The sequence below is a fragment of the Streptomyces sp. NPDC002793 genome, from assembly GCF_040295485.1.
GTDB lineage: Bacteria > Actinomycetota > Actinomycetes > Streptomycetales > Streptomycetaceae > Streptomyces.
Genome location: NZ_JBEOVL010000015.1, coordinates 163,800 through 179,628 on the forward strand (window position 1 = coordinate 163,800; position 15,829 = coordinate 179,628).

The window sequence follows — 15,829 nt, forward strand, 5'->3', positions numbered from 1 at the left end:
CTGTGCCGCCTAGGGCGTGGATGCCACCCCGGCAGATGGAACAGCACAGTCCCGGTCGCGTCGACAGCTTGATGTGAGGCTTTCCCCATGTTCGATCCGTTCATAGCGCCGAGCGGCACCCTGCTCGGCCTGCTGCAGAGGGGCCGAGGCGACGGCACGCTCCACGCGCTCGCAGCCCCGCGCTCCGAGGCCCTCGCGGCCCTCGGTCACTGCGTCCTGAGCGATCCGCGGCACGACTGGCAGGTCGAGAACCGCTCCCTCTACTACGCCCGCCTCTACCTCGACCTCGACGGTGGTACCGAGGAGATCGAGCGGCACCTCTGGGACCCCGAGGACCACCTCGACACCGACGAATCACGTACGGGTCTCGCACTCGCCGTGCTCGGGCACCTGGCCTCCTACGGCCGCGACGACGCCCTCGTGCTGCTGCGCCGGTACGCCGCCACGGGGGCCAACTGGGCCTGGGCGCTCGACGAGCTGGCCGTGCGCGACGACGACGCCGGGCTGCGCTCACTCGCCGAGCCGGTGCTCGCCCGTTTCCCCGCCACCGCGGAGGGCGCGGCCGAGCTGGCCGCCACCGTGCGGGACGCCTTCGAGCCCCGCCCCTGGCGGCTCTGGGCCGACGACCCGCGTGCAGCGGTCGGCGCCCGGGTCAGGGCGGCCGCGGAGCAGGGCTCCTTCGACAGGTGGCAGCGGCAGATGAGGCCCGGCGGACCACGCCCGGGCTGGAGCGTCCAGGCCGTCTTCGACTGGGCCCAGGAAGGACTGGAACGCGGTAGCGCGCTCCACGTCCCAGCGGCCCGCTGCCTCTCCGCCGTCGCCGGCGCCGAGGACCGGCCCCTGATCGTCGAGGCCGCCCGCAGCGGTACCGAGGGCGCACGCTGCGCCGCCCTGCACTACCTGGCAGAGGCCCAGGACCCCGCCGTGCTCGACCTCGTCGAGGCGGCCGTGGCCGGACCGTCCCGCACCGTCGCCGAGGCGGCCGTGGCCGCCTTCGAGCGCATGTGCGGAGACGCGGCGGTCGACCGGGCCCGGTGCTGGGCCCCCCGGCCCGACGCGCTCGGAGCCTCCGCAGCCGGAGTCCTGGCCTGCCGAGGCGGCGCACAGGACGCACCGCTCGTCCTCGCCGCGCTGCGCGAGGCGGTCAGGGGCGAAGGGCCCGACGCCCCCCGCCTGTGGACCCTCGTCGACGGCACGGGGCGCCTGGGCATCGCCTGCGCCGCACCCGTGCTGCGCCACGTGTACCGCGAGACGTCCTCCTCGCACCTGCGCGGACGCGCCGCCCGTGCGCTGGCCGCCACCGACCCGTCCTTCCCCAGCGGGTTCGCCGTCGAATGCCTCTGGGACTGCGAGGAGACCACCCGGGAGCTGGCCGCGCACCACGCGGAGACCGGCGACATACGGGTCGCCGAACGGCTGAGGAGGCTCGCCGCCGACCCGGCCGAGGAGGCCGAGGTCCAGACCGCCGTACGCAGTCGCATCGGGCCGGACGCGCCCGCCGTCTGAGCCGGATCCACGCCGCTGCACGGAGCCGGATGCCGCGCGCCGGGGGCGCGCGGCTCAAACGCTCATGGGACGTTCCCCGGACGGAAAGATCCAAGTCGGCAAGGGCACTCCCTGCGCGGTGACAACACCCGTATGCGTGTCGTCATCGTCACCGAGTCCTTCCCTCCCGACATCAACGGTGTGGCCCACTGCACCCTGCAGACCGCCCGGCACCTCGCCGCCCGCGGCCACCAGCCGCTCGTCATCGCCCCGGCCGGGGCGACGAGCACCACCGACTCCGCGTCCACCGGCGACCCCTGCCCCGTGGTGCGCGTCCCCTCACTGCCGTTGCCCGGCTACCCGCAGGTCCGGGTGGCCCTCCCCGGACGCAGGCTCGCCGCCGCACTGACCGGGCACCGTGCCGAACTCGTCCATCTGGCAGGACCGTTCGTCCTCGGCGTACGCGGCATGGCGGTCGCCGGCCGGCTGGGACTACCCGCCGTGGCCGTCTACCAGACCGACCTGGCCGGCTACGCCCGCACCTACCTGGGTACCGGGGAGGGCGCCGCCTGGCGTCGGATGCGCGCCGTGCACAGCGCCGCCGATCTCACCCTCGCCCCCTCGTCCGCCGCACTGCGCGACCTCGCCGGTCACGGAGTGCCCCGGGTGCGGCTCTGGCCGCGGGGCGTCGACACCGTACGGTTCCGGCCCGGTCTGCGCGACGAGGCCCTGCGCCGCGCCCTCGCCCCGGGCGGCGAGAGGATCGTCGGATACGCGGGGCGGCTCGCCCCCGAGAAGCACGTCGAACTCCTCGCCGGCGCCTGCTCGCTGCCCGGGGTGCGCGTCGTGGTCGTCGGCGACGGACCCAGCGAGGCATCGCTGCGCCCGGCGCTGCCCGGCGCGGTCTTCCTGGGACGCCGCACCGGGGACGACCTCGCACGCTTCTTCGCCTCCCTGGACGTCTTCGTGCACACCGGGCCGTACGAGACCTTCTGCCAGACGGTGCAGGAGGCCATGGCCTCCGGGGTCCCCGTCGTCGCGCCGGCGGCCGGGGGGCCGCTCGACCTCGTCGCCCACGGGAGCACCGGGCTGCTGGTGCCGCCCCACGACGCGGGGGCGGTGCGGGAGGCGGTCGCCGCCCTCCTCGCGGACCCCGCACGCGCCGAGGCCTTCGGCAGGACCGCGCGGGCCGCGGTCGAGGGCCGCACCTGGGAGGCCGTCGGAGACCAGCTCCTCGGCCACTACGACGAGGTCCTGCGCGGCCGGACGGCGGTGGCCGCGTGAACGGGAACGGCCGTGACGGGCTGCGCATCGTGCGCCTGGCGAACTTCGTCACGCCCGCCTCGGGCGGCCTGCGCACCGCCCTGGACGAGCTGGGACGCGGCTACCTCGCGGCGGGTCACGAACCGGTACTGATCGTCCCCGGCGCCGACGCGAGCGGCGTACGCGCCCCCCAGGGCAGGATCGTCACCCTGCCCGGGCCGGTGCTGCCGGGCAGCGGCGGCTACCGGGTCCTGGCGAACCGGGCGAGGCTGCGCGGCCTCCTGGAGGAGCTGCGCCCCGACCGCCTGGAGGTGTCCGACCGGACCACGCTGCGATGGACGGGGGAATGGGCCCGCCGCGCCCGGGTTCCCGCCGTCATGGTGTCCCACGAGACGGCGGACGGAGTGCTCCGCACCTGGGGGGTGCCCCCGGCGGTGGCGGGAAGGACCGCCGACCGCCTCAACACGCGCAGCGCCCACGCGTACGCCCGGATCGTGTGCACCACCGAATGGGCGGAGCGGGAGTTCGTGCGCATCGGCGTGCGCAACGTGGTGCGCGCCCCCCTCGGAGTGGACCTCCGGCGCTTCCGTCCCGGACTGCGCAGCACGGCACTGCGCGCGCGCCATCTGCGCGGTGAGGAGGTCCTGCTGCTCCTCGGCTCACGGCTCTCCGTGGAGAAGCGCCCGGGCCGGGCGCTGGACGCGCTGGCGGCACTGCGGCACCTGGGTGTGCGGGCGGCCCTGGTGGTGGCGGGTGAGGGGCCGCTGCGCGCGGAGATGGAGAGCAGGGCGCGGGCGGAGCGGCTGCCGGCCGAATTCCTGGGCCATGTGCACGACCGCGCGCATCTGGCCCGTCTCCAGGCCAGCGCCGACCTGTGTCTCGCCCCGGGGCCGGCGGAGACCTTCGGGCTGTCGGCCCTGGAGGCGCTCGCCTGCGGCACCCCGGTGGTGGCGAGCGGGAGCTCCGCGCTCCCGGAGGTGATCGGCACGGCAGGACTGGCCGCCGCCGACACCGGCCGGGCGTTCGCCGCCGCCCTCCGGGAACTGCTGGCCAGGCCCGAGCCGGAGCGCCGGGCGGCCGCCCGGGCACGGGCCGGACACTTCGGATGGGACCGGTCGGTCGCGGCGTTCCTGGCCGCCCATGACGTCCCGCAGCGTCGCGGCGCACTCGGAGCGCGGTCATGAGCGGGGCCGCTCCGCGCAGCGGAACCGTGAGCGGGTCGCCGGAGCGTGCCACGGCCGCCCGTGCCACCGTGCGGTTCGCCGCCCTGGGCGACTCCCTGACCGAAGGCGTCGGTGATCCGGTCCCGGGCGGCCGGCGGGGCTGGGCGGCCCTCCTCGCCCAGGGCCTCGCAGGCCCGGACCAGGACGTGGAGTTCCGTAACCTCGCCGTGAGCGGTGCGCTCTCCGCCGACGTCCACGAACGCCAGGCCGTGGCGGCGGCGGAGTTCCGGCCCGACATCGCCTCGGTGGTCGTCGGCGTCAACGACACCCTGCGCCGGTCCTTCGACATCGGCCGTCTGACCGCGCGGCTCGACGAGGTCTGCACCCTGCTCACCGGAGGCGGCGCCCTGCTGCTGACGGCGTGTCTGCCCGACCCGGGAACGGCGCTGGGGCTCCCGGGTCCGCTGCGCCGCCCCCTGGCGCGGCGCCAGGGGGCGGTCAACGCCGTGGTCCACGCCCTGTCCGCCCGCCACGACGCCGTCCACCTGCACGCGTCGGACCGGGCCTGGACCGAGGACCGTTCGCTGTGGAGCGTGGACCGTCTCCATCCCGCCGAGGCCGGACACCGCAGGCTGGCCGCCGGGTTCCACCGGCTGCTCGCCGAACGGGGACTCGTCCTCGGTGACCGGCCCGGACACGAGCCGCAGCAGCCGCCGCCGACCCGCGCGGCCGCCGCCCGCTGGCTGGCCACCGAGGGCACCGGCTGGCTGGCGCGGCGCAGCACGGATCTGCTGCCCCAGCTGTTGGGGCTCGCGGCGGCCGAGGTCGTGCACCGGGCGCGCGGCACGGCCGAACGGCTCGACGCACGGGCCGAGCACGCACTGACCGAGGCACTGTCCGGCCTGCCCCGTACGCCCTCTCTGCGGGAGTCCGTCCCCCGCGCCAGAATGGAGGGATGACCGGACGCTGGGAGTTCTGGATCGACCGTGGTGGCACCTTCACGGACGTGGTGGGACGGGAACCCGGCGGCCGGCTGGTCACCCGCAAGCTGCTGTCGCACGACCCCGGCCGATACCGCGACGCGGCTGTCGCGGGGATCCGGCTGCTGCTCGGTCTCGGCCCCCACGACCCCGTCCCCGCCGACCGGGTAGCGGGAGTCAGGATGGGCACGACCGTCGCCACCAACGCCCTCCTGGAGCGAAGGGGCGAGCCGACCGTCCTGGTCATCACCGAAGGCTTCCGTGACGCCCTGCGGATCGCCTACCAGAACCGGCCGCACCTCTTCGACCGGCGCATCCTGCTCCCCGAGGCCGTGTACGACAGGGTCGTCGAGGTCCCGGAGCGCACCGACGCCGGAGGCCGCGTCGTGAGGGCACTCGACCGCGCCACCGTGGCCGAGCGGCTCAGGGCGGTCGCGGAGGACGGGATCCGCAGCGCGGCCGTCGTGCTCATGCACGGCTACCGCCACCCCGACCACGAGAGGGCCGTCGCGGAGGAAGCCAGGGCGGCGGGCTTCACCCAGGTCAGCTGCTCGCACGAAGTCAGCCCGCTGATCAAGCTGGTGCCGCGAGGCGACACCACGGTCGTCGACGCCTACCTCTCGCCGATCCTGCGCCGCTATGTCGACGAGGTGGCGGCCGAACTCCCCGGGATCCGCCTCATGTTCATGCAGTCCAACGGCGGGCTGCGCGCGGCCGCGCACTTCCGGGGCAAGGACGCCGTGCTCTCCGGTCCCGCCGGTGGTGTCGTCGGCATGGTGCGAACCTCCGCGCAGGCGGGCCACGACCGGGTCATCGGCTTCGACATGGGTGGCACCTCCACCGACGTCTCCCACTACGCGGGCGAGTTCGAACGCGCGCTGGGTACCCAGGTGGCCGGGGTGCGGATGAGCGCGCCCATGATGAGCGTCCACACCGTCGCCGCGGGAGGCGGATCCGTCCTGCGCTTCGACGGACGGCGCTACCGGGTCGGCCCCGACTCGGCCGGAGCCGACCCCGGCCCCGCCTCCTACCGCCGGGGAGGGCCGCTCACCGTCACCGACGCGAACGTGATGCTCGGCCGCGTACGCCCTGAGCACTTCCCCGCCGTCTTCGGCCCCGAGGGCGGCCTGCCGCTCGACGCGGACCTCGTGGAGGAGCGCTTCGACACGCTGGCCGAGGAGGTGTCCGCCGCCACCGGAAGCACGCGTACGGCCGCGGAGGTGGCCGCGGGCTTCCTGGAGATCGCCGTGCTGAACATGGCCAACGCCGTCAAGAGGATCTCGGTCCAGCGGGGTCACGACATCACCCGCTACGCCCTCACCGGGTTCGGCGGCGCCGGTGGACAGCACGTCTGCGCCGTCGCCGACGCCCTCGGCATCGACACCGTCCTCGTACCGCCGCTCGCCGGTGTCCTCTCCGCGTACGGGATCGGTCTCGCCGACGCCACCGCGATGCGCGAACAGTCCGTCGAGGCCGTACTGGAGGGGGCGACCGCGAGCAGGGTGAGCGGCGTCTGCCGGGGCCTGGCGGAGCGCACCCGTGCCGAACTGCGGGCCGACGGCGTCCCCGACAGCGCCATCGCCACCCGGGCACGGATCCTCCTGCGGTACGCCGGTACGGACGCCGCCCTGCCCGTCGCCCACGGCACCGTCGCCGACATGGCCGGGGAGTTCACCGAAGCCCACCGGGCGCGGTACGGATTCACCATGGACAAGCCCCTGGTGGTCGAGGCCGTCTCCGTGGAGGCGACCGGAACGGCCGGACCGCACGCCCCGGCCCGGACCGGCGGGCGTACGGGGGAGGGGCCGCTCCGGCCCCTGGGAACCGTCCGGATGTTCACCGGCGAGGAGTGGCGGGACGCCGGACTGTACCGCCGCGACACACTGCGCACCGAGGACACCGTGACCGGACCGGCCGTCGTCGCCGAGGACGACGCCACCACCGTCGTCGACCCCGGCTGGCAGGCCAGGGCGGGACCGGCCGGACACCTCGTCCTCCACCGGGTACTGCCGCGGCCCGGGCGGACCGCGGTCGGCACCCGGGTGGACCCGGTCATGCTCGAAGTGTTCGACAACCTCTTCATGTCGATCGCCGAACAGATGGGCGTGCGACTGGAGAACACGGCGCACTCCGTCAACATCAAGGAACGGCTGGACTTCTCGTGCGCGCTGTTCGACGCGGACGGCAACCTGGTGGCCAACGCCCCGCACATCCCGGTCCACCTCGGTTCCATGGGGGAGACCGTCAAGGAGGTGCTGCGGCGCAACAGGGGATCCCTGCGGCCCGGCGACGTGTACGCCGTCAACGATCCGTACCACGGAGGCACCCACCTGCCCGATGTGACCGTCGTGACGCCCGTGTTCGACGAGCCGGCCGACGGAGGGGACGAGCGGCTGCGCTTCCTGGTCGCGTCACGCGGCCACCACGCGGAGATCGGCGGCATCACCCCGGGCTCCATGCCCGCCTTCAGCCGCACGATCGAGGAGGAAGGCGTCCTGTTCGACAACTGGCCGCTGGTACGCGACGGAACGTTCCGCGAGGCGGAGACCCGGGACCTGCTCACCACCGCGGTCCACCCCTCGCGCGACCCGGACACCAACCTCGCCGACCTGCGCGCCCAGATCGCGGCCAACGAGAAGGGCATCACGGAACTGCGGCGCATGACCCGCCGGTTCGGGCAGGACGTCGTCGAGGCGTACATGGGTCACGTCCAGGACAACGCCGAGGAGTCCGTACGCCGGATCGTGGCCGGCCTGCGCGACGGTTCCTGCCGCTACGAGACCGACAACGGCGCCGTCATCGCCGTGAACGTGACCGTGGACCGCGACGCACGCCGGGCCGTCCTCGACTTCGAGGGCACCTCACCCCAGCAGACCGGCAACTTCAACGCCCCCACGTCCGTGGTCATGGCTGCCGTCCTCTACGTGTTCCGGACGCTCGTCGACGAGGACATCCCGCTCAACAGCGGCTGCCTGAAGCCCCTGGACATCCGGGTCCAGGCAGGATCGATGCTGGCCCCCGTCCACCCCGCGGCGACCGTCGCGGGCAACGTCGAGACCTCCCAGGCCGTCACCGGCGCCCTCTACGCCGCACTGGGTGTCCAGGCCGAGGGCTCGGGCACCATGAACAACCTCGCCTTCGGCAACGACCGCGTCCAGTACTACGAGACGGTCGCGAGCGGTTCCGGTGCCGGCGACGGCTTCCACGGAGCCGACGCCGTCCAGACCCACATGACCAACTCCCGGCTCACCGACCCGGAGATCCTCGAATGGCGCTGTCCGGTGCTGCTGGAGAGCTTCGGCGTACGCGAGGACAGCGGAGGCCCGGGCCGGTGGCACGGCGGCCGAGGGGTGGAACGCAGGCTCCGCTTCCTCGAACCCGTCACCGTCACGCTGCTGTCAGGACACCGCCGGGTGCCGCCGTACGGCATGGCGGGAGGCGGGCCCGGAGCCCTCGGCGAGCAGTACGTCGAACGGGCGCGCGGCGCGGAGGTGACCCCGCTCCGAGGCTGTGACACCGCCGAGCTCGACACCGGGGACGTCCTGGTGCTGCGCACCCCTGGGGGAGGCGGCTACGGGCCTTCGTGACCGGTCGCTTCTGCGCCGTTTCGACCGTTGTCGGTGCGAGGACCTAATCTGTGCAACGTGACTTCGCCTGCCGACACCCAGACCGCTGCGCCCCAGCTCAGCGCGGGACCGAGGCCCGCCCCGGGCCCCGCCGCCGATGAGGGGCTCTCGCGTCGGCTGCGCGCGCTCGCCTGCACCGCTCCGCTGCACGACCTCGACGTACGCAAGGCCAATCTGGCCGGCGAGTACACGGTCTACGCGATGGCCGAAGTGGCCCTCGCGGCGATCGACCTGGTCACGCTCAACATGGACTTCGACACGGGCGCGGACCACGACCAGATAGTGGCCAGGCTCCTCCCGCGCGTCGCCGCCCAGGCACCGCGCCGGCACGTCACCGAGCACGAGCGGGTCGCGCGCTGGGTCCTGGAGAACCTGATCAACGTCGGCAGTGTGGACCGCGGGTTCCGCGCGGTGTACGGCACCTTCGGACCCGACGGCGTGTACGTCCGCAGGGACTACGACTTCAAGCTCATCGAGGAGGTGCCCGGCCACGGTGGCACGGTCTACCTCCGGGCCACCGACGAGGCGGTCAACGTCCTGGTCGGCGCCCTGGACACGGACGTCACCAGTGCCCAGATCGCCGCCGAGGTGAAGCTGGAGGTCCTCATCAGCAGGGGCCGCCTCGCCGACGCCCAGCTCGCCGCCGAGCAGGCGCGCTACCGCACCGTGCAGTACGCCGAGACGCTCCGCAGGACGCTGGAGGCGACCCGGCGGAACGTCCGCGCCGTCGACTGGCTCAACGCCGTACCCGACATGATCACCGAGGCGCTGGACCACGTCGCCGACCGCTACCGCCACGAGAACGCGATCCTCACCAACATCCGCAAGGCCAGGGACGAGGCGGAGGAGCCCGAGCACAAGCGCCGCGCCGCCGAGCTCGTCGACATCGTCAAGGACTGCATCCGCCGCCACACCCAGCTCCAGTCCAGACTGCTCGAGGCCGGGCCCCTCTTCCGGGCGGAACAGGACCGGCAGGCGTTCGCCGCCCCCACCGCGCAGGCCGGCCTCGACCTGTACGGACAGCTCCTCGTCCCGCTGCTGCCGCTCCCCGTCGAGCAGGCCACCCGGGCCACCGACGCGTTCTTCGCGCACGGCACCGGGCTGCGCACACCCACCTCGGTCCGGGTCGGCGACCTCGTCGACCTCCTGCTCATGCCCCCGGTGGAGCGGGAGCACCTGGGCGCCGCGATGCCCGAGCCGGACCTCATCGCCACCCCGGACGACAGCCGGTTCAGCGAGGAGCAGCTCGGACATGCCATGGAGCTGCTCGACCTGGAGCACGACGCCCCACGCCGGCTCTCCGGACTCCTCGCCGAGGCCAGGCTGCGCGACCCCGAACTGCCCTACCTGGTCGCCCTGCTCGCCGTCCACGCGGCGAGCCCACCGGTCGGCACGGCGTACCGCCAGGGCGAGCGCCGGCTGCTGTTCGCCGTCGACGACGGCACCCCGCTCGAGGACCACGAGTTCGGCGGAGCCGACCTGATAGTGGGCATGGCCCTGCTGGACGCGGCGGGCATGGCCGCGGACCGCAAGGACGCCTCGTGAGCGTCCCCGGCCCCGACCACCCACCCACTGCCGCCAGGGAGCGGCAACCGCACCGAGGAGTCACCGAGTTGAGCGAGCAGCACGCCGAGCACACCGACGCGTGGGGCGACCACCCCCTCCCGCACGCGGCCGACGCCGCACGGCCGGCCGCTCCCGCCGCTGTCACCCCCGCCGACGCGGCCGACGCCGCACGGCTGGTCTCGTTCGGCCTGCAGCCGAAGCTGATGCCCGCCCGCGACGCCGAATACACCGAGCTCCTCCGCCGGTACCGCGAGGAAGCGGCCTTCGCCCGGCTCGCCGACGCGGTCGCCACAGGCCTGGGACTCGTCGTCCTGGAGGTCTCCACCCGCGCCGGGATGGCCGTGACCGCGGGTGAGGACTCGGTCTTCGCCGTACGCATGGGCGACTACGCACGACGGGCCTCCCCGGACTCCGCCGACCGCTTCCTGCACGGCCTCGCCCACCTCGCCGTCGCAGCCATGGCCTTCCCACGCCCCGAGGACCTGGCCGACGACTCCTACATCGGCCGCATCACAGTCAACGGGGTCGACGCCTTCGTCCGCCAGGCATGTCACCGGCTGGAGGAGCGCGCCGAGGAGCAGGGCGACAACACCGACCCGGCCACCGACGCCCCCGGCCTGGAATCCGGGTGGCGGATCTACGCCCGCCGCAGCTCCACCGGGGCCACCAAGGACGCCCGCCGCCTCGCCGGGTCCACCACCGGCATCATCGGCAAGGCCGTCGCCTTCCTCACCGACTCGGGCTTCCTCCAGCGCACCGGCGACGACGCGGGCGGCGCCTACCGCACCACGGCCCGCTACCAGCTCCAGGTACGCGACATGGCGGGCAGCGCCGCCATGGCCGAACTGCTGGAGCTCGGCATCGTCCCCGTCTCGGACGGCTCGGCCACCCTGCTGCCCCCGCCCGACGCCGAGAGCCTGGAGCTGGCCGCCGACGCGGGGCTCCCCTTCCACTCCTGACCGCCTCCCACACACCCGCCGCCTGAACGACGAGAGTCCGCCGCCATGTACGAGTTGTCCCGGGTCCGCCTCTACTCCATCGGGCCCGCCGGTGCGCGCTACGCCGACACGGTGCTCGACCTGCGCGGAGTCGGTGAGCCCGTGCCCAGGCCCGCGCCTGCCCAGGCGGAGTTCTTCGAGGACGAGCCCGTCGGGCCACCGCGCCGCCCCGCGCCCGCGGGTGTGCTGTTCCTGGAGAACGGCGGCGGCAAGTCCGTCCTGCTGAAGCTGATCTTCTCGGTGATGCTGCCGGGGCACCGCAACACCCTCGGCGGCGCCAGTTCCGGCGTCCTGCGCAAGTTCCTGCTCGCCGACGACTGCGGGCACGTCGCCCTGGAGTGGCAGCACACGCTCACCGGCGAGTGCGTCGTCGTCGGCAAGGTCAGCGAATGGCGTGGCCGCCAGGTCTCCAACGACCCCCGCAAGTTCGCCGAGGCCTGGTACTCCTTCCGCCCCGGGCCCGGTCTCAGCCTCGACAGCCTTCCCGTCGCCGAGGCCACCTCGGTGGGCCGCCCCGTCGAAGGTGCCTCCGGCGCACGCGGCAGGCGCCGCACCATGAAGGGGTTCCGCGACGCCCTCACGGACGCCGGCAAGTTCTACCCGCACCTCGATGTGCACTGGGAAGAGATCCACGACCGGTGGAACGAACACCTCGGAGACCTCGGGCTCGACCCCGAACTCTTCCGTTACCAGCGGGAGATGAACGCCGACGAGGGCGAGGCCGCCGGCCTCTTCGCCGTGAAGAAGGACTCCGACTTCACCGACCTGCTGCTGCGGGCCGTCACCGACACCCGCGACACGGACGGACTCGCGGACCTCGTCAGCGGCTTCGGCAACAAGCTCGGCCGCCGCGCCGAGCTCACCGCCGAACGCGACTTCACCGCCGGTTCCGTCGACCTGCTGGGCCGGATCGTCGAGGCCACCGCGACCCGGGCCCGCAGCCGCGACGTCCACGCCGGTGCCGAGCGGCGCACCCGCACCCTCGCCCGCAGGCTCTCCGGCCGCGCCGCCGAGGAACGCGGCCGCGCCGCCGAGCTCGCCCAGCAGGTCACGGCCGCGGCCCACACCGTCACCGAGGCCGAAGCCACCCGCGGCCACCGGAACCTGATCGCCGCGGAACTGGCCTACCGGCACGCCTCCCTGGCTCTGACCGCCGCCGAGAAGAGCGCCGCCGCCCAGCGCCGCGAGCTGGGCGAGGCGCGCACCCTGCACTCGGCCTGGCAGGCCGCCGAAGCGGTCCTGCGCCACCGGGCCGCCGCCGACCGCTCGGCCCGCGTCGCCGTCGCCATCCGGGAGGCCGAGCGCGACGCGGCCCCCGCCCTGGCCGCACGCGCCACGGCCGCCGCCGACCTCGTACGCGCCCTGCACACCGCCGCCGAGGCGGGGGAGCGGGTGGCCGACGAGGAGGAGGAGCGCTCCGCGACCCTCCAGGCGACCGGGGAGACGGCCCACCGGGACGCCACCACCGCCGCCACGGAGGCCCAGCGCGCCCGCAGTGAGGCGGGCCACCTGCGTCAGCGCCTCGCCGAGGTCGAACAGGAGACCGCCGAGGCCGTGCGGGCGGGCTGGCTCGACGACACCGCGCCGGACGCCGACCCGGCCCGCGCGGCGCTCGCCGCGAACGACGCGGAGAGGGCCGCGGTGGCCGCCTGGGACACCGCACGCGAGGCAGCCAGGGCCACCGGCGATCAGGCCAGGGAAGCCGCGGCGGCGGAAGGCCGTGCCGAGCTCGCCGCGGCCCGCGCCGCCGACGGTGCACAGGCCGCCGAGCAGTCGTACGAGGCGGAGCGCAGGGCCGCCGAGGCGATCGCCGCGGAGCACCGCCTCGCCGAACTGCTGGGTCTCCCGGCAGCGGCCGGCGTGGGCGTCCCGCGTCCCCGCGGCGCCACCGCGGACACGGAGGGGAACGACGGGCCCCCCGGAGGAGGCGGGCAGTCCCTCACGGCCGAGGAGTTCGACCACAGCGCCGACGAGCTGAGGGAACTCCTCGACCAGGGCATCGCCGCCGCCGAGCGCAGGCTCTTCGACCTGCGCACCGCCGCCGCCGACGACTCCCGCATCCTCGGTGCGCTCGGGGACGGCGGACTGCTGCCTCCGGGGCCCGATGTGCTCGCCACCGTCGAATACCTCGGTGAGCACGGCATCCCGGCCCTGCCCGGCTGGCGCTACCTCGCCCAGGCCGTCGACCCCGCGGACCACGCGGCGGTCCTGGCCGCACGGTCCGAACTCGTCGACGGTGTCGTCATCACCGACCCGGACGCGCACAGCCGCGCCCGCGAAGTCCTGGCCGCCGCCGCCCTGCTGCCCCGGTCGGCCGTCGCCGTCGGCACCACCGCGGCCCTGCTCGCCCCTGTTCCGGCGCCGGGCGGGGCCGGCACCGATGGCGGAACCGACGACGTGTTCCTCGTCCCGCCGAACCCCGCGATGCACGACGAACACGCGGCCGACGAGGAGCGGCAGGCACTCCGGGCCCGGGCGGCGGCACGCGACGAGGACATCAGGACGCTCGCGGCGCGTCTCGCCGCCGACCGTTCGCTGGCCGCACGCATCGGTTCCTGGCGCGCCGACTGCCCGCCCGGGATGCTCGCCGAGCTCGGCGGAGCCGCCCGCACCGCCCGCGCCGCCGCGGAGACCGCGGAAGCCGCGCTGGCGGAGGCACGCACCGTGCGTGCGGAGGCCGACGAGGCCGCCGCCGACGCCGCACGCGTCCGCGACGACCGGCAGGAGACGGCTCAGCGCGCCCGCCGGACCGCCGACGCACTCGCCGGCCTCGCCCACCGCCTCCGTGACCGGGCGGGATGGCAGGTGCGACTGCGTGAACTGACCGACGAGGCAGCCGAATCCGAGGCGCGCGCGACGTCCTGCCTGGAGCGGGCACGCGCAGCCGACGAGGACCGCAGGGCCGCCCAGCGCGCCGCGGACGACGCCCACCGCACCGCCCGTGCACTGCGTGCCGAGCGCGCCGAGATCGCGGGTGCCCCGGAGACGCTCCCGGAACCCGACGCCTCCGCCCCCCGCACGTCCCTGCCCGCGCTCCGCGAGGCGTACCGGGCGGCCTCCCAGCTGTACGAGAAGGTGGGCGTCGGAGCCGACCTGCGTGCCGAGCAGGCGCGTGCCGAGAGCGACGAGAGCGCGGCCCTGGCGGAGCTCGACCGCCTCACCAACAAGGTCCGCACCCGCGCCGCCCAGCTGCTCGAAGGCACCGACGGAGCCGACGGGCCCTCCCGCCAGGCGGCCGCGGCCCGCGCCGAGTCCCACGTCCAGCTCCTGGAGACCCGGGCGTCCAACGCCAGCGAGCAGCTCGGCCGGCTGCGCGGCGAAGCCGAACGGCTCGCCCCCGCCGACGAGGCACCCCACCACACCGAGCTCTCCGCCGAGCTGACCCCGGCCGATGCCGACCAGGCCCAGTCCCTGCTCCGCACGGCGACGGCCGAACTCGCCTCCGCCACAGGGGCGCTGGACACCGCACGCGCCGCGCACGCCGAACTGCTGCGTGAGCACCGCACCGCCGAGGACTCGGCGGGCGGCTTCGACGAGACGGCAGCGCTGCTGCGCGACCTGCTCCGGGACCACGGCGCGGAGGACGAGGCCGAGAGCCCCGACCCGTATCCGGGCTCCCTGGAGGAGGCCAGGCAGTCCGCCGCCGAGACCCGGCGCTCCCTGCGCGGCTGCGCCACCGACCTGTCGGCCGCGGAGAGTTCCGTACGGGAGGCGAGTGACGTCCTCGTACGCCACGCCAACTCCACCCGCTACGAACAGGTCCGCACCCCGGCCCGGCAGCAGATCCGGGAACTCCCGGCAGCCGCCCTGCCCGACCACGCCGAGAAGTGGGCTGCGGCCTTCGCGCCCAGGCTGCGCGTACTCACGGACGAGCTCGTCCAGCTGGAGCGCAACCGCGACTCCATCGTCGACCGGCTCCGCGGCCTCGTGGAGTCGGCTCTCACGACGCTCCGCTCCGCCCAGCGGCTCTCCCAGCTGCCCGAGGGGCTGGGGGAGTGGTCCGGCCAGGAATTCCTCCGGATCCGCTTCGAGGAGCCGGACCAGGCCACGCTCACCGAAAGGCTCGGCGAGGTCATCGACGAGGCCACGCACGCGGCCCTCAAGAAGAACTCCGACCTCCGGAGGGACGGCATGTCCCTGCTGCTGCGAGGGGTGCAGGCGGCCCTGCAGCCCAAGGGCATCGCCGTGGAGATCCTCAAGCCGGACGCGGTGCTGCGCGCCGAACGCGTCCCGGTCGGGCAGATGGGTGATGTCTTCTCAGGCGGCCAGCTGCTCACGGCGGCCATCGCGCTGTACTGCACGATGGCCGCCCTGCGCAGCAACGACAGGGGCCGTGACCGGCACCGGCACGCGGGCACACTCTTCCTCGACAACCCCATCGGGCGTGCCAACGCCACCTACCTGCTGGAGCTGCAGCGCGCCGTCTCCGACGCGCTGGGTGTGCAGTTGCTCTACACGACCGGGCTGTTCGACACCACGGCACTCGCGGAATTCCCGCTCGTCATCCGCCTCCGTAACGACGCGGACCTTCGGGCGGGTCTGAAGTACATCAGCGTGGAGGAGCACCTCAGGCCCGGGCTGCCGCAGCAGGACCCCGACGGCGAGACCGTCCACGGGGAGATCACCGCGACCCGCATGTTCAAGCGGAGCGGCGACCAGGCCGGCGGCGCGGGCGCGACGGCGGTCCCGGAGATGCGCACCGAGATGACGCAGACGCCGAAGAAGCCGTGACTCCCCGGGGCGCAGGC

At 74.5% G+C, this 15,829-nt stretch carries 8 protein-coding genes; all 8 read left to right on the plus strand.

The genetic code is table 11. From position 1 onward, the window contains the following. Positions 1-87 precede the first annotated feature (87 nt). Positions 88-1,506 carry a HEAT repeat domain-containing protein gene (locus tag ABT001_RS17595; protein ID WP_351277944.1) on the plus strand — a complete coding sequence of 473 codons (1,419 nt, stop codon included), beginning with the start codon at positions 88-90 and terminating at the stop codon, positions 1,504-1,506. 132 nt (positions 1,507-1,638) lie between these two features. Beyond that, positions 1,639-2,769 carry a glycosyltransferase family 4 protein gene (locus ABT001_RS17600; protein ID WP_351277947.1) on the plus strand — a complete coding sequence of 377 codons (1,131 nt, stop codon included), beginning with the start codon at positions 1,639-1,641 and terminating at the stop codon, positions 2,767-2,769. After that, on the plus strand, positions 2,766-3,932 hold the full coding sequence (locus ABT001_RS17605; protein WP_351277949.1) for a glycosyltransferase: 1,167 nt from the start codon (positions 2,766-2,768) through the stop codon (positions 3,930-3,932). Before ABT001_RS17600 ends, ABT001_RS17605 begins: the two co-directional genes overlap by 4 nt. Beyond that, positions 3,929-4,870: an SGNH/GDSL hydrolase family protein gene (locus ABT001_RS17610; RefSeq protein ID WP_351277952.1), complete on the plus strand. Its 942-nt coding sequence runs from the start codon at positions 3,929-3,931 to the stop codon at positions 4,868-4,870. Before ABT001_RS17605 ends, ABT001_RS17610 begins: the two co-directional genes overlap by 4 nt. Further along, positions 4,867-8,478 (plus strand): hydantoinase B/oxoprolinase family protein, encoded by a 3,612-nt coding sequence (locus ABT001_RS17615; protein ID WP_351277954.1) that lies wholly within the window; start codon positions 4,867-4,869, stop codon positions 8,476-8,478. Before ABT001_RS17610 ends, ABT001_RS17615 begins: the two co-directional genes overlap by 4 nt. A gap of 57 nt (positions 8,479-8,535) precedes the next feature. Then, positions 8,536-10,062: a hypothetical protein gene (locus tag ABT001_RS17620; protein ID WP_351277956.1), complete on the plus strand. Its 1,527-nt coding sequence runs from the start codon at positions 8,536-8,538 to the stop codon at positions 10,060-10,062. Positions 10,063-10,130: 68 nt separating this feature from the next. Continuing rightward, positions 10,131-11,042: a hypothetical protein gene (locus tag ABT001_RS17625; protein ID WP_351277959.1), complete on the plus strand. Its 912-nt coding sequence runs from the start codon at positions 10,131-10,133 to the stop codon at positions 11,040-11,042. Positions 11,043-11,087: 45 nt separating this feature from the next. Further along, positions 11,088-15,812: a coiled-coil domain-containing protein gene (locus tag ABT001_RS17630; RefSeq protein WP_351277962.1), complete on the plus strand. Its 4,725-nt coding sequence runs from the start codon at positions 11,088-11,090 to the stop codon at positions 15,810-15,812. Positions 15,813-15,829: the final 17 nt, after the last annotated feature.

What these genes read in the sequence shown, in the direction of transcription:
- ABT001_RS17595 (WP_351277944.1), top strand. Translation starts at nt 88, where the DNA reads ATGTTCGATCCGTTCATAGCGCCGAGCGGCACCCTGCTCGGCCTGCTG.
- ABT001_RS17600 (WP_351277947.1), top strand. Translation starts at nt 1,639, where the DNA reads ATGCGTGTCGTCATCGTCACCGAGTCCTTCCCTCCCGACATCAACGGT.
- ABT001_RS17610 (WP_351277952.1), top strand. Translation starts at nt 3,929, where the DNA reads ATGAGCGGGGCCGCTCCGCGCAGCGGAACCGTGAGCGGGTCGCCGGAG.
- ABT001_RS17615 (WP_351277954.1), top strand. Translation starts at nt 4,867, where the DNA reads ATGACCGGACGCTGGGAGTTCTGGATCGACCGTGGTGGCACCTTCACG.
- ABT001_RS17630 (WP_351277962.1), top strand. Translation starts at nt 11,088, where the DNA reads ATGTACGAGTTGTCCCGGGTCCGCCTCTACTCCATCGGGCCCGCCGGT.